The organism is Mesorhizobium sp. M1307 (assembly GCF_040318155.1).
Taxonomy (GTDB): Bacteria; Pseudomonadota; Alphaproteobacteria; order Rhizobiales; family Rhizobiaceae; genus Mesorhizobium.
Genome location: NZ_JAMYLR010000003.1, coordinates 103,294 through 123,059, shown reverse-complemented (window position 1 = coordinate 123,059; position 19,766 = coordinate 103,294). Strand labels below are relative to the sequence as shown.

Sequence of the window (19,766 nt, the reverse complement as noted above, 5' to 3'; positions counted from 1 at the left end):
ATGCGTGCGCTTCGCTTGGGCACATCATGGGGCGGGCTGTTGTCCGGGCCTTTGGCCTGGGCGGTGTCGACGCAGCTGAATTATGCGTTCGTGGAGTGGCAGTGCGCCCACGGCATTCCCGTCATACCGGTCATTGCGCTGGTGCTGACAGTGCTGGCCTTGCTCGGTGGCGTGCTTTCGTGGCGGGCGCGACAGCAAGGTGGCGCCGCCTTTAAACCGGATCGTACGCGCGGCACCGAGCATTTCGTCGCCAATATCGGCATTCTCAGCGCGGTGCTGTTTGCGCTGGTAATCGTCATGCAAGGCGCGGCCTCGCTCATTGTTGACGGCTGCCTACGATGAGCTTCGACGCGCTCTTCTCGACCTCGATCTGCTACGGTGCCGGCGCCCCGCGGGCCGGCTGGACGCTGGCGTTGCCGATCACGCTGCCGCTAACCATGGTCGCACTGCTTTACGCGGCAGGCGCCTTTCGGCTGTGGCGGCGGAGTGCCCGCAGCCGCCCGTTGCGGTTGCAGCAAGCCCTGCTATTTGCGACCGGCTGGGCCATTTTGGCGGCAGCACTGGTCAGCCCGCTCCATGCATTGGGTGAGCGCGTTTTCACCGCCCACATGATCGAGCACGAGCTGTTGATGGCGGTGGCGGCACCCCTGCTGGTCGCCTCCCGTCCGGCGGCGGCGATGATGTGGGCATTGCCGGTCAAGCTGCGGCTGGCATTTGGCGCAGCCGGGCAGGCGAGGGTGCTTCGAGCCGTTTGGGCCGCCGTCAGCCGTCCTCTAGCCGCGACCTTCCTGCACGGCGTCGCGATATGGGCGTGGCACGTTCCGGCGCTGTTCGAGGCGGCGCTTGCACAGGGTGTCCTGCATTATGCGCAACATGCCAGCTTCTTCGGTACGGGGCTGCTGTTCTGGTGGGTGCTGCTGCCGCGTTCAGGCCGCGAACAAGCCTACGGCAGCGCAGTCATGCACCTCTTTTTCACCTCGCTGCACACCGGCCTGCTCGGGGTGCTGCTGCTGGTCTCGCCAAGGCTGTGGTACCCGGTAAACGCAGCCGGCGCGGAATTGTGGAGCCTTAGCCCGCTCGAGGACCAGCAGCTCGCCGGTCTGGTGATGTGGGTTCCGGCCGGCCTGATTTATGGCGGAGCCGCGTTGCTGCTGGCCGGTCTGTGGATCCGCTCAAGTGGACAGAGAAGATGGGAGGCGTCGCATGCGCTCCAGGCTGTCTAAGCTGGTCATTGCGGCCAGCAAGGCAATTGCCGTGCTGGCCGCAGCTTGGGCGGCGCTGACGTTGTGGCCGGAGCGCCTCACCAGGGTCGCGCATAAGACGGACAATGCCCCTGGCAGCATCGGCGTGCGCGCAACATCGCGCTTCACTCCGTCCGGACCCATCCTCGGCGCCGCGGCAATTGTCGTGCTTGTTGCAGCCCTGGCCGGGATCGCGTTGTACTTCGAGCAAAGCCGTCGAGTGGAGCAGAAGGCCGACAATGCAACCGGCGGTGTTGGCGCCCGCGCCATACCAATCATCATGGCCAATGGCTGTGCCGGATGCCACACGATCACCGGCGTTCCCAGCGCACAAGGGTTGGTTGGTCCACGCCTCGACGCCAGCTTGGCCACCCGGATCTATATCGGCGGCGTATTGTCCAACAACCCGCGAAACATGGTCCGTTGGATACGCGCCGCAAGGGAGGTCAATCCGCACACGGCAATGCCTTCGACCAGAATTTCCGAGCAGGAGGCGCGGGATATCGCGGCCTATCTCTATTCGCTGAAATGAAAGTCATCGCTCATCCCGGCAGCTGCACGCGGCTTGTCTTCACCAGTCGATCGCAGGCCGCGCGATCATCAGCCAGAAAATCCCGAGTACGGCAGCGAAGGCGGGGAAGCCGAAGGCGAACCACAGCCAGAAGAGCCGATGATAGCGCGGCGGCAACGGCGCGCCTGCAGCGGCGGCTTGCGATGCCAGCTTGCGCATCTGCATTTGCATCCAGACGACCGGGAGCCAGAACATTCCGGTGAAGATATAGAGCGCGATCGAAAGTACGATCCAGCCCTCCGACAGCGAGTAGCCTGCCTGCCAGGCGAGCGCGGCTCCGGTCAAAGGCTGCGCGACCACGGCCGTCGCGGTGAAAAGGAAGTCGGCCACGACGACGATACGCGCCACCGCCGCAATCGTCGCGGCATTGCCGGTCCTGTGGGCGAGCAGCATGAAGAAAGCGATACCGGCGCCGGTACCAAGCAGCACGGATGCGCCGATGACATGCAGAAATTTCAGCAGGAAATAGAGCATCAACGCTCCTCCAGCACTGCCAAGGCCACAAAGTGCAGCACCAGGATCGGCAACACCTTGAGGAACGGCCCAAGCGGGTCGTTCCACAGCTCGGGGCTCAGGAAGCTTCCGACGACCAGGTAGAAGAGCGAGAGCGCGATGCCGCCATAGAGGCCTTTTCGCGCCGCCGGCCGCCAGGCTATGAGCACGCCGACGGCGATGTCGGCAAGAGCGCCGGCGATCACGGCCGGTGCCGACAGGATGCCGGCCCCCGTGCCTTGCATCAGATCGACGCCGCTGCCGTAGCCGGTTGTCAGCGACACGATTCCCGTCATGATCCAGAAGAAGGGCAGGACGACGAAGATCGCCGGCTTGATGAAATACAGCCGGGCAAACCATTTTTCCTGCACCGTTGCCGGATTGAGCGCGAGGAAGCCCGCCAGGGTTTGCGGGCGTATGCCGGTCGCAGCGGTCCAGTCCGAGGGATCTCCAACCGCTCCTCGGCCGATCTCTCTGGCCGCGTTGGTGCGCATCGGTGGACGCCAGCCGAACATCGCGGCAAGGTCGCCGAGGCGGTAGAGAAGCCTTGCAACAGCCGCCGGCAAGACAAACCTGGCTGCAGGAGCCCAGCCGAGCCATCGGCGATAGCTGCCGACGACCTCGTCCATGCTCAGCTGTTCGGGACCGACAAGTTCCAACACGACGCGAGACGGACTGTCGGGATCGAGAAGGAAGACGACTGTTGAGACCACATCGTCGAGTAGTACCACCTGGAGCCGGCCGGTGGCGGGCATGGACGGCAGCACCGGCAGCGAGGCGAGACCCCTAAACAATGCGCTGGCCCCAAACACCGGGCGGCCGAGCACCACGGACGGGCGCAGGATCACCCAATCCAGATCAAGCGCCATAAGCGCTTGGTCGCCGGCCAGTTTCGTCGCCGAGAATGCCGAAGGCTGCGCCCGATCGACGCCTATCGCCGAGAAGTGGATTACCCGGGCAACCCCTGCCCGCGCACAGGCGAGGAAGAGTGCTGCCGCCGCATCGCGATGGACTTCGCGCGTCTTTTCGCGAGGGCTGTCCTGCAGGACGCCGGCACAATTCACGACGGCGTCGACACCCCTGAGATGCGGTAGCCAGTCTTCGGGCTGCAGCGCCGCCGCCATGTCCAGCACCAGCAATTGATAATTGCCGGCTCGGTTTGCGCCGGGGCTGCGGACCAATCCGATCACCTCATGCCTTTCGGAAAGAAGGCGTGCCACGACGGAGGCACCGATCAGGCCGGTGGCGCCGGTAACCAGGACTTTCACTGGACCCCATTCTCCGACGGCGGGAAAGTATCGTTCATTCCGGTTTATCGCCCTCGATACTCCCCTTCATACCGGAAAGTTCTTCCGTCGTGCATAACAACCGCGGCCGCGCCGGGTCGGAGATGTCGAGCTTATTCCAGGGAATGCGGTACACGCTGTCGCGACTGCGCAATCGAAAGACATCGAGGACCGCAATGCCGATGGCCGAGGCGGACAGACGCTCGAAGGCCGCGTAGATGCCGACATGGTACTCGGCAACTACCAGGTCGTCGCCATCCGGTTCGGCGCGTATCTCCTCGATACGGCCGATGCTTTTGCCGCGCTGCGAAAGCACATTCCTGCCAGCCAATTGCTCAAGATTGACGGTGGCCATCATCCAGCTCCCGGAATACGCCCAATGACATGATCGAGCAGCCAGTCCTGCCAGTCGAAAATCGCCGTTTCGCGGACGTCGATATCGAACTCGATGTCGACGCCGATGTCGCGCACCTTGTTCCAGGCGATGCGGTGCGGCTCGGCATGGCGCTTGCCGCCGAGCCTTGCCGCAAGCCGCGCCATCCAGCGCCCGGGTCGCTCGCCAAGCCGACGCCCCAGCGTGATCGAGCCGAGCTCGACCGCAACGATTTTAGGCGGCTCGCCTGGCCTGAGCTCGGCCACCAGCCCGTCGACCTTGCCGATCTTGACCTGCTCGCGGTCGACCACTTGCTTGTCCAGGATGTCGCGTAGCAAATCCATCACGTGCCTCCGAATATCTGCAAAGGAATGGTCACGATCGCGAGCACGAAACCGAGCGCAATGATGAAGATGACCGCGGCATTCGCGATCATGCCATTGCGGTGCTCGCCGACATAACGCTCGTCATTCAGCAGGAAAAGGAACGGCACCACGGTCAGCGGCAGGCTGGCGGCCGTCAGCGCCATGGAAAAGATGGTTAGCTTCAGCGGATCGAGACCCAGTGCGATCGGAATGGCGGCGAGAAACAGCGAGACAGTGTAGACGGTGCTGAAGCCGGGATCGTCGCGCGGTTTCTGGTCCTCGCCCCACGTCCAGCCGAAACCCTGCGCCACGAGATAGGCTTGCTGCAGCCCGATTTCGAGCGCGGCACCGAAGCAGGCAATGCCGAGCGATGCGACGAACAGGATGAATCCCCAGAAACCGAAGATCTGGATCAGCATCAGCGGCAATTGATGGTAGTCGTCGACCTGCTCTATGCCGTGCGCCGCCAGCACGAGCGCCGCCACGATCAGCACACCGATCGCGATCGTGCCGCCAAAACTCATGCCAATGCCGGCAATCGCCCGATTGGCTCCGAGATAGCTCCTGTCCCACTGATCCTCGATCGCTCCCGACGAATAGAACATGAACAGGTAAGGCGATATCGACGCGCCAAGAATGCTGACCGCCATGAACCAGTATTTGGCCGCGTCGTGGTCCGGCAGAGTGGGCACGGCGCCGGCCGCGACCTGCCCCCAATCGGGTCTCAGCATGATAGCGCCAACCACGAAGCACAGCGTGACGAGACCGAGGATCGAGACGCCTTTTTCGATGAAGCCGAACGTGCCTTTCCAGAGGAACAGCCATGCCAGAAAAGCGACCGGCAGCGCCCACCAATGAAAGCCGATGCCGGTGGCGAGCTCGAGCGCAATGGCAACACCGCCGATTTCGGCTGCCATGACCAGGAAATTGACCAGCAAGGTCGCAAGCAACGGCCACAGAAAGGCGTTGAAGCCAAACCGTTCCCGGATCCCGTCGGCGATGGTGTGATGGCTAACTGCGGCGAAGCGTCCGGCCATTTCGACCAGGAAGATGATGCAGATCGTGCCCAGGACGACGGCCCATATCAGCTGAAACCTGAACGCCGCGCCGGCCTGAGCGGCGGTCGCCACTGATCCGACCTCAAGAAAGCCGCCAACGCTGGTGACGACGCCGAGCGATATTTCGAGCAGCTTCTTCATGATTTCGGCGCGAAATATTTCGCGTAGGACGTGCTCAGATCGGCGGCGGCGGCCCGCAGATCCTGCTGCGCGTGTTCCACTTCCGAGCGGTTGCCGTTCTGCACGGCCGTCGCCGCGCGAATTACCGCTGCCGAAAGCCGTCCAACCGCCATCGTCAGACCGGCTTGCCCGCTGGGCTCAGGCGACTTGGCGGACTGGATTTGCGCACCGGCATCGGCGAGCGCCTTGCCGACCGATTGCAAAGTGCGCGACGTGTATTCCGACGGGGCTCCCCCAGCGATCCAGCTCTCCAGGACCAGCGATGCGGTCTGTGTGGCGGAAGCCGCGGTTTTCGACTGCTGCTCGACCTGGTCGGAAGGCGAGCATGCCGTCAATACAAATATTATCAGCAGCAAGCACGGGCGGTCTGGTCGAAGACCGACGGCTGTAACGGCATTTACAATACGTGCTTGTAGCGTTGCTGCCACACGATTGTTCTCCCCGCACCAAGCGACTTCGGCGCGAAGGTTGATCTAGAGCGCTGGGTGATCAGGTCAACTGAACCGCGATGAACGGCGCTGGCACCGCGGAACAAACCAGCGATCGCCGGATTAGGGGATGAGGAGGCAAAGGCCATGGACAGGGAAGAGCGTATCAGGCAGCGAGCCCATGAGATCTGGGAGCGCGAAGGCCGTCCGCAAGGACGCGAGCGCGAGCACTGGGATCAGGCCGTGCAGGAGATCGAAGCTGAGGGTTCCGAGGCCGAACGCGGCCCGGTCGTGCCCGATCCAACGGTCGAGGCCGGCTCCGATCCGGAGGCACGCGGCAGCAAGCGGCGGCGAGGGACATGAGGCCGATGCCTCGTTTCGTCGCCTGGATCGTGGTCGTACTGGTCGTGCTGTTCGCCGCCTGGCTGATGATCGGGCGCGACAGAACCGGCGGCGGAGGTCAGCCCACGCCGCACGCAATTGATCAAAATGGATAGGAGCCGACATGACGGGAACCGATACTCATCCTGAACAAGACCCGGCGGAAGGATCGCGATCGATAGTGGAAAAGCAGCTCCGCAAGGAGCAAGGCGGCGAGGGTCAAGATCGCAAAGCCGAGCCAGCTTCCGACAAATCCGGCAGCAAGACCAAGACACCTTCGGAAGCGCCGAAGAAAGGCCCAGGCTTGGATTGAGCCGGCTGACAGCGGGCTCACACTATTGGTTGACGTTCGGCCAAACCGACGGCAGCTGCTTCGGTCCTCTTTCCCGTCGAGCCTGGGGCCTCGAAATAGTGGGGATAGCGCTGCTGGACGATTTCGAGCACCTCGAAGATGCGGCGAAGATGCGTTCGCATCGCCTCTTCCGCCGCAAACGCGTCGGCCTGCTCAAGCGCATCGACAATCCGCCGATGCTGGCCGAGGACCACCGACATGCTGTCGAGGCGCGGAAAAGACAGGAAGCGGAAGCGGTCCATGTGCAGCTTCGCCGCGCTGATGTCGGCCCAGATTCCGGGGAAGCCGGCATGGCTGGCGATGTGCTGGTGGAACAGCTCGTCCGACTTGAAGAAGCGCCTGTCGTCCGCGATTGAGGCGAACGTCTCCTGGACGGCCAGTTCGCCTTTGAGCACGGCAAGCAGGTCGGCACGGCGCGGGCTCTCGACCGCGCGCTTGATCAGGCCGACTTCGAGCGCTTCGCGCAGGAACTGCGATTTCTCGAGATCGGCAATCCGGAGCGGCGCCACCATGCTGCCGCGCTGCGGATAAATGTCGATCAAGCCAAGACCGGCCAGCCGGGCGAGCGCCTCCCTGACCGGCGTGCGGCTCACGCCAAGGGCTTCCGACATCGCCTTTTCCGAGATCACTTCATGCGGCTTCAGACGGAAGGTCAGGATCTGGTCGAGCAGAACCTCGAACGTCCTCGCCGCGACCGATACGCCGGGGCCGGTTTCGCCCAACCGCCCCTCGGTGGTGGTCCGCATTCCCAAAAGCCCTGCCATCGGCGACCCCTTATAGGCTCTGCAGCGTCAAGCCGTTCATGAAATGCCTGCGCAAGCAGCAGCGCCGACGTTATTCCTTGCGCGGAGAACCGCCGATGCGCGCCAGCAGGCCGCCATCGACGCGTACGACCTCGCCGGTGACGAATGAGGCATCGTCGGACAGCAGGAAGGCGACGACTGCGGCAATCTCTTGCGGCCGGGCGGTACGGCCGAGCGGATGCATATTGTCGAGGATGCGCAGGATCTCGTCGGGCTTATCGTTGAGTTTGACCGCATCCCGCAGCATCGGCGTGTCGACCGCACCCGGAGCGACGGCATTGACGCGCACGCCGAGCGGCGCATAGTCGACGGCCATCGATTTGACCAGGCCGATCAGGCCGTGCTTGGCCGTGCTGTAGGCCAGAACCCCTTCCTGGCTGGCCAGACCCTGCACCGAGCTCATATGGACGATGGCGCCGCGGCTTTGCCGCAGCAGCGGCATCGCCGCGCGGGAGAGCAGGTAGGCAGCCTTGAGGTTGACGTTCATCACCTCGTCCCAAAGCGCCTCGTCCGTGGTCTCCACCGTTCCGTAACGCTGGATGCCGGCATTGTGGGAGAGCATGTCGAGCCCGCCGAACGCGGACCGGGCAAGCTCGACGGCGCGGCCACAGGCCTCAGTGTCGGCGGTCGAGCCAAGCACGGTGTGCACGGTCACGCCGCGCGCCGAAAGCTGCGCCGCTACCTCATCCAACTGATCGCCCGCCCGGTCGAACAGGATCAGGTCGACGCCTTGCTCGGCCAGTCTTTCGGCGACAGCACGGCCGATGCCCATGGCCGCCCCGGTGACCAGTGCGCGTTTTTTGAACTCAGCCATTTATCCTCCCTCGAACAGTTGCGCAGCGACTGCCATGGTAGCCGACGGGCGCCACTCGACGTGCTCTTTCCACCGAACCGGCCCAAGCGTGTTCGGCGTCATGTCGATCCTTGCATGAAAGCCAGCGTTTCCGCGCGCGTCGGCGCGCCGAGCCGTCCGCCAAAACGCAGGCATTTCAGGGCGGCGGCGGCGCTGGCCACTGCTATCGCCCGCTCTTCGTCCCAACCTTCGGCCAGGCCGAGAGCGAAGGTGCCGTGGAACACGTCGCCTGCCGCCAGGGTGTCGACGGCTTCGACCCGCGGCGACGGCAGATGACGGACGTCATTGCGGCCCGAGTAGCGGAACACGGTGCCGTTCGCGCCATCGGTGACCGCCACGAAGGCGCCGGTCCGTTCGCCGAGAATGGCGACGGCAGAACCGGCGGATATCTCCGGACCGCAAAGGATGCGTGCCGCCGGCAGCGAAGCAACGACATGCGAGGCGAGCGGCAGCAACCGGTCGAGCACCGGTCGCGACGCGACATCGGCGTCAAGGATCGCCGGGATGCCGCACTCGCGAGCCTTCGCCAGCGCCAGGGCCGCGGCTCCGGGCCAGCGGACATCAACCAGCACGGCGTCGAAGCGGGAAAAATCCGCGGGCGGAAGACGGTCAGGATCGGCTTGCGTGATTGCATCGTAGAAGGGCACAATCATACGCTCGCCGGCGGCATCGACCAGGATCGTGGCAATGGCCGAGCGACCGCCTTCAACCCTGCGCACCAGCGAACAGTCGACCCGCTCCGCCTCCATCTGGCCGATGACATCGCGGCCGACAGCATCGTCGCCGACGCTTGCCCATAGCCAGACCTGCCCGCCCTGGCGGCTGGCCGACGCGGCCGCGCTTGCTGCCATGCCGGCCGCGATCTGCACGGCCTCGCTTGGCAGGAACTTGCCGGCGCCGGAGGGCAGGACATCGAGGCGCAAGATCGTGTCGTAGGTGAGCGCGCCGACGCAGAGCAGGCGGGGCGCCGTCATTGCAGCCGGTAGCCGCGCTGATGGGCAATCGCCGTCATCACGCCTCTCAATTCGGCAAGGCCGCGAAGACGGCCGATCACGGGATAGCCGGGATGGGTGTGCCGCGCAGCGTCATCGATCAGCTCATGGCCATGATCCGGGCGAAACGGCAGCAGCGCCGCCGGTTCCCCGGCGTCCCGGCGGCGTTGCTGCTCGTCGAGCAGGATCGAAACCACCGAGACCATGTCGACATCGCCGCTCAGATGCTCGGATTCCATGAACGAGCCGTCCGGGTCCTTGCTGACGTTGCGCAGATGCACGAAGTTGATCTTGTGCGCAAAGCGGCTGGCGATGGCGGGCACGTCATTGGCCGGGTTGGCGCCCAGCGACCCCGTGCACAAGGTAAGGCCGCTATTAGCCGATGGCACTGCGTCCAGGATAAAGGCGATGTCGTCCGCGTTCTTGACGATCCGGCACAGGCCGACGAGATCGCGCGGCGGATCGTCCGGGTGGATCGCCAACGTGACGCCCGCCTCTTCGGCCGCCGGCAGAACGTTTTCGAGAAAACGGACGACGTTCTCACGCAGCCGGTCGTGCGACAGGCTCGACTGCTCGGCCACCACTTCGCGCAATTCCGCTACGTCGTAGCGCTTGAAGGCGCCTGGCAGGCCGGCCATGATATTGGCAAGCAGACGCTCTTTTGACGCACCCGGCGTCGTCTCGAACCATTCGCTCGCCCGCTGGAGAACATCGGACGCATAGTCGCGCTCCGATCCCTTGCGCTGCAGCATGTAGCAATCGAACGCGGCAAGCTCGTGCATGTTCATGCGGAGCGCCCGTCCGCCGCCCGGAAGCGGCGCAGCCAGATCGGTCCGGGTCCAGTCGAGGATCAGCATGAAGTTATAGCAGACCGTGCGCACACCGCAGGCGCCGAGATTCCGTAAGGTCTGCCTGAAATTGTCGTAGAGCCGGTCGAGATCGCCGCGGCCGAGCTTGATGTCTTCGTGCACGGGCACACTCTCGACGACGCTCCATTTCAGGCCCATCGCCGGATCCGCCTCGATAAGCGCCTGGCGCTGCCTGATGGCGTCGATCGGCCAGACTTCGCCGTAAGGGATGTCGTGCAGTGCCGTCACGATGCCGGTTGCGCCGGCCTGCCTTGCGTGGGCAAGCGTTGCCACGTCGCTCGGACCAAACCATCGCCACGTCTGCTCCATTCGACCTCCAGCTGCGGAATTTCTCGATGAGGACCGCTGGTGTATTGGATACTACCATGGTAGTCAATTGTGCCTGTGTCAGCGTTCGGGCGGCCGCCTTTAAAAGATTACAACGATAGGTGGCGTTCAGATTGAACGGCTATCCAAGATCCGAGTTTCGGCTGGCCCAAATCGCGCCGCGTTCGAACATCGTGCGCATTTGCGGCACGGCGAACTCGTCGGCGGTGTACCCGAGCGCGCTGTAGAAGACGCGGCCCTTGCCGTAGCGGCGCTTCCAGACAACCGGCATGACGACGCCGGCGATGAAATCGAGATGCTCGCCGGTGAAAGTAGTCGTCGCCAGCACCTCGTTGGTCGGATCGACATGCATGTAATACTGCTCTGAACGGTAGGCGAAGTCGTCGATGCCCTGCATGACCGGATCGCCTGGCCTGGTGATGTCGACGTGATAGTCGATGATGTTGCCGGGATGGGCGACCCACTGGCCGCCGGTCATGAACTGATATTCCGGTTCGTTGCGGAAGCTGTCGCACATGGTGCCGTGAAAGCCCGCAAGGCCGGTGCCGGCCCTGACGGCGCTGGTCAGGTTTTGCAGCTCCGGCTTTTCGATTGTCGACATGGTGATCACCGGGACAATGAGATCGAGCTTGCCCAGCTGCGGATCGGCAAGTGCCGAAGTCCCCTGCTCCAGCTGCACGTCGAAGCCGTTGCCGGCCAGCATCTCCTTGACGATTTCGGCGCTTCGGGCCGGGGTGTGACCTTCCCAGCCGCCCCAGAAAATCAGTGCCGTCTTGCTCATCGCATTATTCCCTATTCCAGAATTCCGAAAGGCAGGTCGGCCTGCATCGGCGCCGGCCGAGCGCAGCCATATCTCAGGTCGATACGCTGGCCTATCTCTGCTGAAGAGATGATCGATTCCATGATTTCCAGGACATGGAGGGAAAGATCGAGACTGGCGCGGTGTTGTCTGCCCGAGACGACCGCCTGCGCCATGTCGGCAAGGCCGAGGCCCCGGTAATTGCCGTCGCCATACGAATGGATCTGATCGGCCACCGTCCAGTCGCCCTTGCGCTGGCTGGTCCTGATGTCGCCTTGGAACTGGTTGGGATCGGAGACGATCATCGAGCCCCTGGTTCCGTAAAGTTCGATGTGATTGTGTTCATGCTTCCAGACGTCGAAGCTGGTGGTGATGGAGACCGCGGCGCCATTCTCGAATGCGAGCAGGCCGGAAATATGGGTCGGCACCTCGACCCGGATGGTTTCGCCCTGGCGCGGTCCAGAACCGATGGTGCGGGTGGCGTAGGAAGACTTCGCCTGCCCGGTCACGGATTTTACCGGACCCAGGAGATTGACCAGGCAGGTCAGATAGTACGGTCCCATGTCGAGCATCGGCCCACCGCCGGGCTGATAGTAGAAATCCGGATTGGGATGCCAGAGCTCGTGGCCGGGCACCTGCATGAAGGCAGAGCCGGCGACAATGGTCCCGACCGTATCCTCATCGACCAGCCGCCGCGCCGTTTGGTGGGAGCCGCCAAGAAAGGTGTCGGGTGCGCAGCCGACGCGCACGCCCTTTTCGCGCGCGGCCGCGACCAGCCGCTCGGCGTCGCTGAGCGTCGTTGCCAGCGGCTTCTCGGAATAGACGTGCTTGCCTTGCCCGACAGCCTGCAGGCCGACCGGCACATGATGCTGCGGCGTCGTCAGGTTGAGCACGATCTCGACGCGCGGATCGGCGAACAGCGCGTCAACCGGCATGGCAGCCAGGCCGTAGGCCGCTGCCTTGGCCTCGGCCGCCGCCCGGTTGATGTCGGCGACGCCGACAATGTCGAGCACCGGGAATTGTGGCGATGCCTTCAGATAGGCATCCGAAATGTTGCCGCAGCCGATAATGCCGACACCGATCCTCCGCATGGGCTTCTCCTCAAAAGGCGGCATTGATGAAACAGCAGAACTCGTTTGTCACCCCCCTTTCGGCCAGACGACGTTATCCCGTGACAAGGATATACCTCGAGAGCCTCAGAACCGCCGCCCGATCACAATCGCGCGCCTATGCGCGAGCCGCTTGCTCTCGAGGTCGAACGGCCGGTACTCAGCAACATTGCTTCATGTAGCTTGCTCGACATTTTTGATGCCGGCTTTAGAAGGACGCACATGATCCGCCCACAAGGAACCATCGCACCGATCCTGACGCCGTTCGAAAACGACGGCCGGATCGCCCGCGATCTCTGGATATCCCACGCCAAATGGGTGCTGGATCAGGGAGCGCATTTCCTGTCGCCGTTCGGCACCACGGGCGAGGCCTTGTCCGTCTCGTTGCGCGAGCGCATGCAAGCGCTGGAGTGGCTGGTCGAGGCCGGCATTTCGCCAAGCCATCTGATGCCCGGCACCGGTGTCACAGCACTTGCCGAGACCGTCGAGCTGACGGCGCATGCCGTCGGGCTCGGCTGTGCCGGGGTGATGGTGCTGCCGTCGTTCTTCTATACGGCCGCCGGCGACAACGGCCAGGCCCGCTACTATGGCGAGCTGATCGAACGGGTGGCGAACCCGGCGATGAGGATGATCCTCTACCACATCCCGCAGAATTCCGGCGTACCGGTGAGCCCGGCGCTGACCGCCCGCTTGAGCCAAGCGTTTCCGGATGTCGTAGTGGCTTACAAGGACAGCGCCGGCGATTGGAACAACACCGCGGCGGTCATTGCGGCAGCCCCAAGGGTCGCGGTGTTCCCGAGCTCGGAGGCACAGCTGACGAAAGGCCTCGCCAACGGTGCTGCGGGGTGCATCTCGGCGACGGTCAATCTGAATGCCGCAGCGATCCGGGCCCTCTACGACGCAGCACTGGCGGGAGAGGACATTACTGACGCGGATGCCGCCATCAAGGCGTTCCGCAAAATCATCCAGGACGCCGGCCTCATCTCCGCGATGAAGGCAGTGCTGGCGGTACGGTCCGGCGACAGACGCTGGCTGAACCTGCGCGCGCCGCATGAGAACGCGACGCAAGCCACCGGCGAAGCTTTGCTCGCCGCTCTCGGCCCGCTAGCCGACCATATCGGCCGGAGCTGATTATCGGGCCGTGTTCAGGGCGGCAGCAGCGCGTATCAGCGCCTTGAACGCATTCTCATCTATATCTTCGCCCCCACGGATATCGATGGCGCGCCTGGTGTTGCCTTCGAGACTGGAGTTGAACAGGCCTGAAGGATCCGGCAGGGAGGCGCCTTTTGCGAAGGTCACCTTCACGACGTTCTTGTAGGTCTCGCCGGTGCAGATTATTCCGGCGTGCGACCACACCGGAACGCCTCGCCACTTCCACTCCTCGACCACTTCCGGGTCAGCCTGCTTGACGAGAGCGCGGACATGGGAAAGCGTCTTGCCTCGCCAATCGCCCAGCTCACTGATCCTCGCATCTATCAGCTGAGAGGGAGAGCTCTCTGCATTTCGTTCCATAGAGCCACTCTTCATCATCATTGTCGCTTTCCCTAGGGTTGTTGCCGCTCGCCCGTCACATGAATACCGCTAGTCGGCACCGGGTTTGCGGGAATGACTCGCATTCCACTCACATTCGCTCGCCAGGCAACTGGCTGGCTTGCCTTACCCAGTCGGTGAGTTGAGCTTCGTCGAGCTGGTCGTCCTCGCGGATGTCGAGGTAGCGCACGTCCTTGTGCTTGGACTCGCCTGGAGGGACAGGATGCAGCGACGTGCCGCGGAAGAAAGCCAGCTTGATGTACTTTGTGAAGCAATGGAAGTTGAGGAACCAGCCTTGACCCTCTACGCCATAGAAGGGCGAGTTCCATTTGACGGCCTTGCGCAGGTTGGGAACGTTGCGCTCGATGAGTGCGTCGAGGCGGCGGCCGACGTCGCGTTTCCAGCCCGGCATGGCCGCGATGTAGGCCTGCACAGGAGCGTCATCATCACCCTTCGGGATCTGCGGGTTGCCGCCTGCGAGGAGGACCGGCTTGGCGGCTGCAGGCTTGGCGGCGGGCTTCTTCGCGACCGCCGCTGACTTGATGGACGTCTTGTTGGCCATGCGTTCACTCCAATGCGCCGGTGCCCCCTGCGTTGCGCCACTTGGGAGCGTAAGGCAGCACGAACATGTACAGACCGGTAAGCAGGAGCAAGCCGAGTGGAAACAGCGGCAAGAGGTATACCCAGTAGGCGGGTTCCTTGCCTGCTCCCAGGCTGATGAAGATGGCGGCGACGACCGCCGCAAAGATAATCGACAGCCAGCGGTGGATCTGCCGAACCCATTTGTTCCAATCCATTGAGACCTCCTCTGAAGACGAACCGAAGCGGATCGGGCGGCCCGTTTGGCGACTCCCGCCGGGCAGCCACGCCACTGAACGCATGCTTTACCAGCGCGCCAGTTGGGTGATTTGAACGAGGTTGCCGCAGTTGTCGTTCAGCTGGGCGATGGTCGAGCCGGTTACTTCGGTCGGCGGCATCGTGAACTCGGCGCCGCGCGCTTTTATGCGCTCGTAGTCGCCCTTGACGTTATCGGTGAAGAACATGACCGCGGGCTGGCCCTGCTGGAAAATGGCTTGCTGGTAGGCCTTGGCCGCCGGGTTGTCATTGAGCGCGAGTTGCAGCTCGGCACCGTCCGGCTCGTCGGGTGATGCGACGGTCAGCCAGCGAAACGGCCCATTGCTGAAATCGGCCTTCTTGGTAAAGCCGAGCGTTTCGGTGTAAAAGCCCAGTGCCTTTTCCTGGTCGTCCACGTATACTTTGGCCAACTTGATCTTCATTGGCTTGCCTCCATTATCGCCTCGTGATGTCGCTCTGTAACAGAGCCCTTGCTTGGATAGCCCAGCGGATCTCAGTCCGTCCGCGCCAGAACCTGCTCCAGATCGTCAAAGAACCTCGGCCAGCCGACTTTGGCACCCCGGAAGTAAGGCTGCTGATCCGGCCGGAAGCCCGACTGTTCCATGCGCAAGCGGGCTCCGGTGCTCGTGGGGGTGAGGGTCCAGGAGACGACACTCTTGAGATCCTTGGTATCCCACGTGTAAGTCAGTGTTCTGTTCGGCTCGACCGTCTGCACCTGACATTCGACAGCGCCCCAGTCTGCGTGAAGATTGAAACGGTGGTCCGCGACAGGTTTGAAGTCATTTTTCATGAGCCACTCCTCGATCAAGTGTGGTTGCGTGAGCGCGCGCCAGATCTTCTCGGGCGGATAAGCGATTTCCCGTTCGACAACGACGGAGAGCGTTTCGGTCGCCATTTCGTTCACTGGTCCATCCTTTTGAGCAGGTCTTCGAGGTCGTCGAACCGGCTCTGCCAGAACCCGGTCATCTGGCTTGTCCAGTCAATCAGGGGGGCAAGCGCAGCAAGCTGCGCGCTATAATGGGTCTGTCGCCCTGCATGGCGGTCGCGCACGAGCCCGGCCTGCCTCAAAACGCCGAGATGTTTTGACACGGCCGGTTGCGAGATCCCGGCCTGAGCCGTTAGAGCCCCGACCGTCTGCTCTCCTTCGCGACACAGCCGCTCAAAAATAGCGCGCCGAGTCGGATCGGCAAGCGTTCTGAAGAGTACATCGTGAGCGTTTGGCATTGGGATCGATAACCCTTCGGCTATTGATCGATGTATAACCACCCGGATATGTGTGAGTCAAGCGGGAAGCGGCATAATTCTCGTTGCAGGAGCGATCACCTGCTTCGCTCACACAGCGGTCTTCAAGAAGTGGAACGAGAAAATGGTCGCGCGCCGCGACAGTCGCTGACCTGGGGCAGCCTGGTGTGCCAAAGTACTCTGCGCTGGAATCGTCAAGTATGATGCGCTATATGACTATCTACATGGTCAGGAGCGTGACATGGACGCGGTCAATCTGGCGGACGCCAAGGCACATCTGAGTGAGCTCGTCGACCGGGTTGAAGCTGGAGACTCGATCGACATAACCCGGCGTGGCAAGCCGGTCGCCAGGCTCACGGCCGTGGCCCGCCCTCGCAAACGGATCGACGCCGTCGTGCTCCAATCCCTGACCGCAACCATGCCTCTGCAGGCTCAGGCTGCCGCCGATCTGGTGCGATCGATGCGAGATGGCGATCGCTATTGACGTCCTATCTCGATACTTCGCTGATCATCGCGGCGCTATCCAACGAAGCCATGACCGCGCGCGTTCAGGGCTGGCTGGTGGAGCAGGACCCAGCGCAACTTGTGATCAGCGGCTGGACCATCACCGAGATGTCCTCCGCCATGACGATCAAGCTTCGGACCGGACAGATCGACCTGGAGCAACGCGCGGCAGCGCTCGCGATGTTCAATAGGCTTGTCGCTGAGAGCTTCACCGTGCTGCCGGTGACGGGCGGGCATTTTCGGGTCGCCGCGAAATTCGCCGATCAGCATATGCTCGGGCTTCGTGCTGGCGACGCCCTGCACCTCGCGACGGCATCGGAGCATGGCGCCACGGTGTGGACCCTCGACCAGCGGCTCGCCGAGGCAGGACCGATTCTCGGCGTGCCGACGCAGTTGCTGGCATGATCGAGGCCCTCTCCTCCAAAATGAATAAACCGATTGGCTGCAATTCTTGACCTTGACGACTTGTGGATATACATTTCTTCCAGCGTATATCTAAGAGAGGAAGTGGCATGCAGGTCGCCAAATGGGGAAACAGTCTTGCGGTCCGCCTTCCCGCCGCTGTGGTCGAAGCGCTTGAACTCAGGGAAGGCGATGAGATCGAAATCCATGTCGCTGACGCCCGCCAGCTTGGCGTCGCGCGGAAGCCCGGGCGTGAGGAGTTGCTGAAGCGTCTCCGCGCCTTCCGCGGTCGGCTTCCCGCTGACTTCAAATTCGATCGGGACGAGGCAAATGCCCGTTAGTTTTTTCGATACCAATGTCCTTCTTCATATCGCGTCAGGCGACACGGCGAAGGCGGATCGGGCCGAGGCGGCCATCGCCGATGGCGGGGCGATCAGCGTGCAGGTTCTCAATGAACTCACCAATGTCGCGCGTCGGAAGATGCAAATGTCATGGGACGACACGCATGCGCTGCTGACCACGCTGCGCGGCCTGTTGACGGTTCATCCGCTCACGCTCGAGACCCACGAAACAGGATTGAGGCTCGCCGAGCGGTACGGCCTTTCCACCTATGACGCGATGATCGCCTCCGCGGCGGTTCACGCTGGCTGCGATACACTCTGGTCAGAGGACATGCAGCACGCAATGGCGCTCGACGAAGGCTTGCGCATCGTTAATCCCTTTCGCGTTGCGAGCTGATCACGCTCATTGAAGGGGGTTGGCCGGGAGCGAACTGGCGGCTTTCGATGTTGCCGAGCGGCGCGTCGGGCACGGAGAGCGATGCTGTCAACCACAAGCGTCTGCGCGGGCGAGGAGAAAGGCCGCTTCGCGCACGTTGCGGGTGAGCTTGGCCGCAGCCTCGAATTCGGCGCGGGCCTCGGCCAGCCGGCCGGCCCGAAACAGAAAATCGCCCCTCGCCGCCGGCAATGGCGCATAATTGCGCAAGGCGGCGGCGTCGGCAATCTCGTCTACCAACCGCAGGCCCGCTTCGGGCCCGAACGCCATGCTGTGGGCGACCGCTCGATTGAGATCGACCACCGGCGAGGGCATCACTGCACGCAGCCGGTCGTAGAGCGCTGCGATCCGGGGCCAGTCGGTGTCGGCCGGACTGCGCGCCCGCGCGTGACAGGCTGCAAGCGCGGCCTGCAACACATAGGGGCCATCGCCCCCGAGGGCTTCGGCACGGGCCAGCGCGTCAAGGCCTCGGCGGATCAGCAGCTGGTCCCAGCGCGCGCGGTTTTGCTCGGTCAGGGTCAAGAGGGCGCCGTCCGGCCCGATGCGTGCCGGCAGGCGCGATGCCTGGATTTCCATCAGAGCCAGCAGGCCGAACACCTCGGCATCCTCGGCCATCAACCCCGCCAGCATGCGGCCGAGCCGTTGTGCCTCCAGGCACAGGCTCGGCCGGACAAGGTCGTCGCCTGCCGTGGCAGCATAGCCTTCATTGAAGATGAGATAGATGACCTCCAGCACCGAGGACAGACGCGCCGCACGCTCGGCGCCGCGCGGCACCTCGAAGCTGAGCCCGGCCTTTCCGATCGTCCTCTTTGCGCGGACGATGCGCTGGGCGATCGTCACCTCGCTCGACAGGAAAGCACGGGCGATCTCGTCTGTCGTCAGGCCGCCGATGACACGCAGCGTGAGGGCCGCGCGGGTGTCGGCCGAAAGTATGGGATGGCAGGCTGTGAAGATGAGGCCCAGCAGCTCGTCGCCAAGATCGTCGTTCATGGCCATTTCGTTTCCCTCGGCCGTACCATCGCACTCGCCGTCCAGCTCCCGCGCGATCTCCTCATGCTTGCGCTCGCGCATCTTGTCGTGACGGATCGCGTCGATGGCGCGGCGTTTGGCGACCGTCATCAGCCAAGCGCCGGGATTGGCCGGAACGCCGGTCCTGGACCATTCGGATAAGGCTATGACCAGGGCGTCCTGCACCAGTTCCTCTGCAAGATCGACATTGCGCACGAGGCGGGCCAGGCCCGCGATGAGCCGGGCTCGTTCAATGCGAAAAATCGCCTCGATCGCCTGCTGCGTCTCGCCTGCCGTCATGCTGCCTTATTGGCCAAAGCCATAACGAAGGCAAAGCAGGTTGCGGCCGACAGGTTCAGTTGCCGCTGAGCTTCTCGCGCGTCCGGTCATGGATTTCCGTGACCTCCGGCGTCAGATTCCCATTGCCAATCAGCCATCTCGTACAGCGGCCGGATTTCAATCTCGCTCGGTCCCGGCATGGGATTGGGGCAGCGCTTCACCCAAGCGACCGCCTCGTCCATGTCCTTGACTTCCCAGAGCCAAAAGCCGGCGACCAGTTCGCGGGTCTCGGCGAAAGGCCCGTCGATGACCGTCCGGCGGGGGCCATCGAAGGCAACGCGCTTGCCCTGCGAGGAGGGCTTGAGGCCATCGGCGTCGAGCAAGATGCCGGCATTGCGCAGCTCGTCGTTAAACCTGCCCATCGCCTCCATCGCCTCCTTCGCCTCGGGCGTGGGGACAAAGCCCTTTTCGCTGTCCTCGGTAGCCTTCACGAGCACCATCACACGCATCGTCTGTCTCCTTGTTGAGCCGGACTCACCGGCCGGCATCGAAACGACGAACGGAGTTTAGGAAATCGACATTGTCCTGCAAATTTTTTTCGAGGTTGAGGAGAAAGCCGCCGATCGCGGCTCCTCTAGTCAGGAATTGCGATGGCGCGATATCGAGATTGGGCGCAACCCTGGTCGCCGATTG

31 protein-coding genes are annotated in these 19,766 nt (G+C 63.2%); 11 read left to right on the top strand and 20 right to left on the bottom strand.

Annotation, left to right across the window (positions count from 1 at the left end):
- From NKH16_RS06280 to NKH16_RS06270, 3 genes are read left to right on the top strand one after another with little or no spacing between them, the layout of a single operon-like run.
- Entirely contained in the window at positions 1-342 is a 342-nt protein-coding gene (locus NKH16_RS06280) for a hypothetical protein (RefSeq protein WP_352457440.1), read from the top strand.
- Positions 339-1,223: a cytochrome c oxidase assembly protein gene (locus NKH16_RS06275; protein ID WP_352874790.1), complete on the top strand. Its 885-nt coding sequence runs from the start codon at positions 339-341 to the stop codon at positions 1,221-1,223. Before NKH16_RS06280 ends, NKH16_RS06275 begins: the two co-directional genes overlap by 4 nt.
- Positions 1,204-1,773 (top strand): c-type cytochrome, encoded by a 570-nt coding sequence (locus tag NKH16_RS06270; protein WP_352898712.1) that lies wholly within the window; start codon positions 1,204-1,206, stop codon positions 1,771-1,773. The genes NKH16_RS06275 and NKH16_RS06270 overlap by 20 nt, the downstream gene beginning before the upstream one ends.
- Before the next feature lie 39 nt (positions 1,774-1,812).
- Here the strand turns inward: NKH16_RS06270 and NKH16_RS06265 are convergent, their stop codons facing one another.
- Genes NKH16_RS06265 through NKH16_RS06240 form a run of 6 tightly spaced genes read right to left on the bottom strand, consistent with a single transcriptional unit; the run spans position 1,813 to position 5,922 of the window.
- The gene (locus NKH16_RS06265; RefSeq protein WP_352874794.1) at positions 1,813-2,286 is read right to left on the bottom strand and encodes a DUF2269 family protein; all 474 of its coding nucleotides are present in this window, start codon (positions 2,284-2,286) and stop codon (positions 1,813-1,815) included.
- Positions 2,286-3,572 carry an SDR family oxidoreductase gene (locus NKH16_RS06260; RefSeq protein WP_352874796.1) on the bottom strand — a complete coding sequence of 429 codons (1,287 nt, stop codon included), beginning with the start codon at positions 3,570-3,572 and terminating at the stop codon, positions 2,286-2,288. Before NKH16_RS06260 ends, NKH16_RS06265 begins: the two co-directional genes overlap by 1 nt.
- 34 nt (positions 3,573-3,606) lie before the next feature.
- A complete protein-coding gene (locus NKH16_RS06255; protein ID WP_352874797.1) occupies positions 3,607-3,945 on the bottom strand; it encodes a hypothetical protein in 339 nt (112 codons plus the stop codon).
- Complete coding sequence (locus NKH16_RS06250; protein WP_352874799.1) at positions 3,945-4,307, bottom strand: hypothetical protein; 363 nt, start codon at positions 4,305-4,307, stop codon at positions 3,945-3,947. Before NKH16_RS06250 ends, NKH16_RS06255 begins: the two co-directional genes overlap by 1 nt.
- Positions 4,307-5,527 (bottom strand): NRAMP family divalent metal transporter, encoded by a 1,221-nt coding sequence (locus NKH16_RS06245; RefSeq protein WP_352833553.1) that lies wholly within the window; start codon positions 5,525-5,527, stop codon positions 4,307-4,309. The genes NKH16_RS06250 and NKH16_RS06245 overlap by 1 nt, the downstream gene beginning before the upstream one ends.
- The gene (locus NKH16_RS06240) at positions 5,524-5,922 is read right to left on the bottom strand and encodes a hypothetical protein (protein WP_352743983.1); all 399 of its coding nucleotides are present in this window, start codon (positions 5,920-5,922) and stop codon (positions 5,524-5,526) included. Before NKH16_RS06240 ends, NKH16_RS06245 begins: the two co-directional genes overlap by 4 nt.
- Positions 5,923-6,141: 219 nt before the next feature.
- On the opposite strand from NKH16_RS06240, the gene NKH16_RS06235 reads away from it, so the two are divergent.
- From NKH16_RS06235 to NKH16_RS06225, 3 genes are read left to right on the top strand one after another with little or no spacing between them, the layout of a single operon-like run.
- The gene (locus NKH16_RS06235) at positions 6,142-6,357 is read left to right on the top strand and encodes a DUF2934 domain-containing protein (RefSeq protein WP_023676165.1); all 216 of its coding nucleotides are present in this window, start codon (positions 6,142-6,144) and stop codon (positions 6,355-6,357) included.
- Between the two features lie 5 nt (positions 6,358-6,362).
- The gene (locus tag NKH16_RS06230) at positions 6,363-6,491 is read left to right on the top strand and encodes a hypothetical protein (protein WP_280952094.1); all 129 of its coding nucleotides are present in this window, start codon (positions 6,363-6,365) and stop codon (positions 6,489-6,491) included.
- Positions 6,492-6,499: 8 nt separating this feature from the next.
- Complete coding sequence (locus tag NKH16_RS06225) at positions 6,500-6,688, top strand: hypothetical protein (protein ID WP_352451508.1); 189 nt, start codon at positions 6,500-6,502, stop codon at positions 6,686-6,688.
- A 17-nt stretch (positions 6,689-6,705) separates the two neighbouring features.
- Here the strand turns inward: NKH16_RS06225 and NKH16_RS06220 are convergent, their stop codons facing one another.
- From NKH16_RS06220 to NKH16_RS06195, 6 genes are all read right to left on the bottom strand, one after another.
- Positions 6,706-7,491, bottom strand: a complete 786-nt coding sequence (locus NKH16_RS06220; protein ID WP_352451507.1) for a GntR family transcriptional regulator — start codon at positions 7,489-7,491, stop codon at positions 6,706-6,708.
- Between the two features lie 70 nt (positions 7,492-7,561).
- Positions 7,562-8,344 carry an SDR family NAD(P)-dependent oxidoreductase gene (locus NKH16_RS06215; RefSeq protein ID WP_023676169.1) on the bottom strand — a complete coding sequence of 261 codons (783 nt, stop codon included), beginning with the start codon at positions 8,342-8,344 and terminating at the stop codon, positions 7,562-7,564.
- Between the two features lie 98 nt (positions 8,345-8,442).
- Positions 8,443-9,357 carry a PfkB family carbohydrate kinase gene (locus NKH16_RS06210; RefSeq protein ID WP_352874801.1) on the bottom strand — a complete coding sequence of 305 codons (915 nt, stop codon included), beginning with the start codon at positions 9,355-9,357 and terminating at the stop codon, positions 8,443-8,445.
- On the bottom strand, positions 9,354-10,553 hold the full coding sequence (uxuA, locus tag NKH16_RS06205; protein WP_352874802.1) for a mannonate dehydratase: 1,200 nt from the start codon (positions 10,551-10,553) through the stop codon (positions 9,354-9,356). The genes NKH16_RS06210 and uxuA overlap by 4 nt, the downstream gene beginning before the upstream one ends.
- A gap of 139 nt (positions 10,554-10,692) precedes the next feature.
- On the bottom strand, positions 10,693-11,352 hold the full coding sequence (locus NKH16_RS06200; protein ID WP_352898704.1) for a ThuA domain-containing protein: 660 nt from the start codon (positions 11,350-11,352) through the stop codon (positions 10,693-10,695).
- Positions 11,353-11,363: 11 nt separating this feature from the next.
- Complete coding sequence (locus tag NKH16_RS06195; protein WP_352874807.1) at positions 11,364-12,461, bottom strand: Gfo/Idh/MocA family protein; 1,098 nt, start codon at positions 12,459-12,461, stop codon at positions 11,364-11,366.
- A 240-nt stretch (positions 12,462-12,701) separates the two neighbouring features.
- On the opposite strand from NKH16_RS06195, the gene NKH16_RS06190 reads away from it, so the two are divergent.
- Positions 12,702-13,610, top strand: coding sequence for a dihydrodipicolinate synthase family protein (locus NKH16_RS06190; RefSeq protein ID WP_023676174.1), 909 nt, complete (start codon positions 12,702-12,704; stop codon positions 13,608-13,610).
- Here the strand turns inward: NKH16_RS06190 and NKH16_RS06185 are convergent, their stop codons facing one another.
- The 6 genes from NKH16_RS06185 to NKH16_RS06160 all read right to left on the bottom strand — a co-directional run bounded on the left by NKH16_RS06185 (position 13,611) and on the right by NKH16_RS06160 (position 16,088).
- Positions 13,611-14,009 carry a DUF1801 domain-containing protein gene (locus NKH16_RS06185; RefSeq protein ID WP_352874894.1) on the bottom strand — a complete coding sequence of 133 codons (399 nt, stop codon included), beginning with the start codon at positions 14,007-14,009 and terminating at the stop codon, positions 13,611-13,613.
- A gap of 91 nt (positions 14,010-14,100) precedes the next feature.
- Positions 14,101-14,571, bottom strand: a complete 471-nt coding sequence (locus NKH16_RS06180) for a DUF1801 domain-containing protein (RefSeq protein ID WP_352898702.1) — start codon at positions 14,569-14,571, stop codon at positions 14,101-14,103.
- 4 nt (positions 14,572-14,575) lie between these two features.
- Positions 14,576-14,806: a hypothetical protein gene (locus tag NKH16_RS06175; RefSeq protein WP_023716563.1), complete on the bottom strand. Its 231-nt coding sequence runs from the start codon at positions 14,804-14,806 to the stop codon at positions 14,576-14,578.
- An 87-nt stretch (positions 14,807-14,893) separates the two neighbouring features.
- Complete coding sequence (locus NKH16_RS06170) at positions 14,894-15,286, bottom strand: VOC family protein (RefSeq protein WP_352451012.1); 393 nt, start codon at positions 15,284-15,286, stop codon at positions 14,894-14,896.
- A gap of 71 nt (positions 15,287-15,357) precedes the next feature.
- Positions 15,358-15,768, bottom strand: coding sequence for an SRPBCC family protein (locus NKH16_RS06165; protein ID WP_352451011.1), 411 nt, complete (start codon positions 15,766-15,768; stop codon positions 15,358-15,360).
- Positions 15,765-16,088: an ArsR/SmtB family transcription factor gene (locus NKH16_RS06160; protein WP_023716560.1), complete on the bottom strand. Its 324-nt coding sequence runs from the start codon at positions 16,086-16,088 to the stop codon at positions 15,765-15,767. Before NKH16_RS06160 ends, NKH16_RS06165 begins: the two co-directional genes overlap by 4 nt.
- Before the next feature lie 259 nt (positions 16,089-16,347).
- Between NKH16_RS06160 and NKH16_RS06155 the strand changes: the two genes are divergently transcribed.
- The 4 genes from NKH16_RS06155 to NKH16_RS06140 all read left to right on the top strand — a co-directional run bounded on the left by NKH16_RS06155 (position 16,348) and on the right by NKH16_RS06140 (position 17,750).
- Positions 16,348-16,590, top strand: coding sequence for a type II toxin-antitoxin system Phd/YefM family antitoxin (locus tag NKH16_RS06155; protein ID WP_352451010.1), 243 nt, complete (start codon positions 16,348-16,350; stop codon positions 16,588-16,590).
- Entirely contained in the window at positions 16,587-17,015 is a 429-nt protein-coding gene (locus tag NKH16_RS06150) for a type II toxin-antitoxin system VapC family toxin (RefSeq protein ID WP_352874811.1), read from the top strand. Before NKH16_RS06155 ends, NKH16_RS06150 begins: the two co-directional genes overlap by 4 nt.
- Before the next feature lie 107 nt (positions 17,016-17,122).
- The gene (locus tag NKH16_RS06145; protein ID WP_023676182.1) at positions 17,123-17,353 is read left to right on the top strand and encodes an AbrB/MazE/SpoVT family DNA-binding domain-containing protein; all 231 of its coding nucleotides are present in this window, start codon (positions 17,123-17,125) and stop codon (positions 17,351-17,353) included.
- Entirely contained in the window at positions 17,343-17,750 is a 408-nt protein-coding gene (locus tag NKH16_RS06140) for a PIN domain-containing protein (protein WP_352451008.1), read from the top strand. Before NKH16_RS06145 ends, NKH16_RS06140 begins: the two co-directional genes overlap by 11 nt.
- A gap of 87 nt (positions 17,751-17,837) precedes the next feature.
- On the opposite strand, the gene NKH16_RS06135 is transcribed toward NKH16_RS06140, so the two are convergent.
- Complete coding sequence (locus tag NKH16_RS06135) at positions 17,838-19,094, bottom strand: RNA polymerase sigma factor (RefSeq protein WP_352874813.1); 1,257 nt, start codon at positions 19,092-19,094, stop codon at positions 17,838-17,840.
- A gap of 86 nt (positions 19,095-19,180) precedes the next feature.
- Positions 19,181-19,582, bottom strand: coding sequence for a YciI family protein (locus NKH16_RS06130; RefSeq protein ID WP_051406115.1), 402 nt, complete (start codon positions 19,580-19,582; stop codon positions 19,181-19,183).
- Positions 19,583-19,766: the final 184 nt, after the last annotated feature.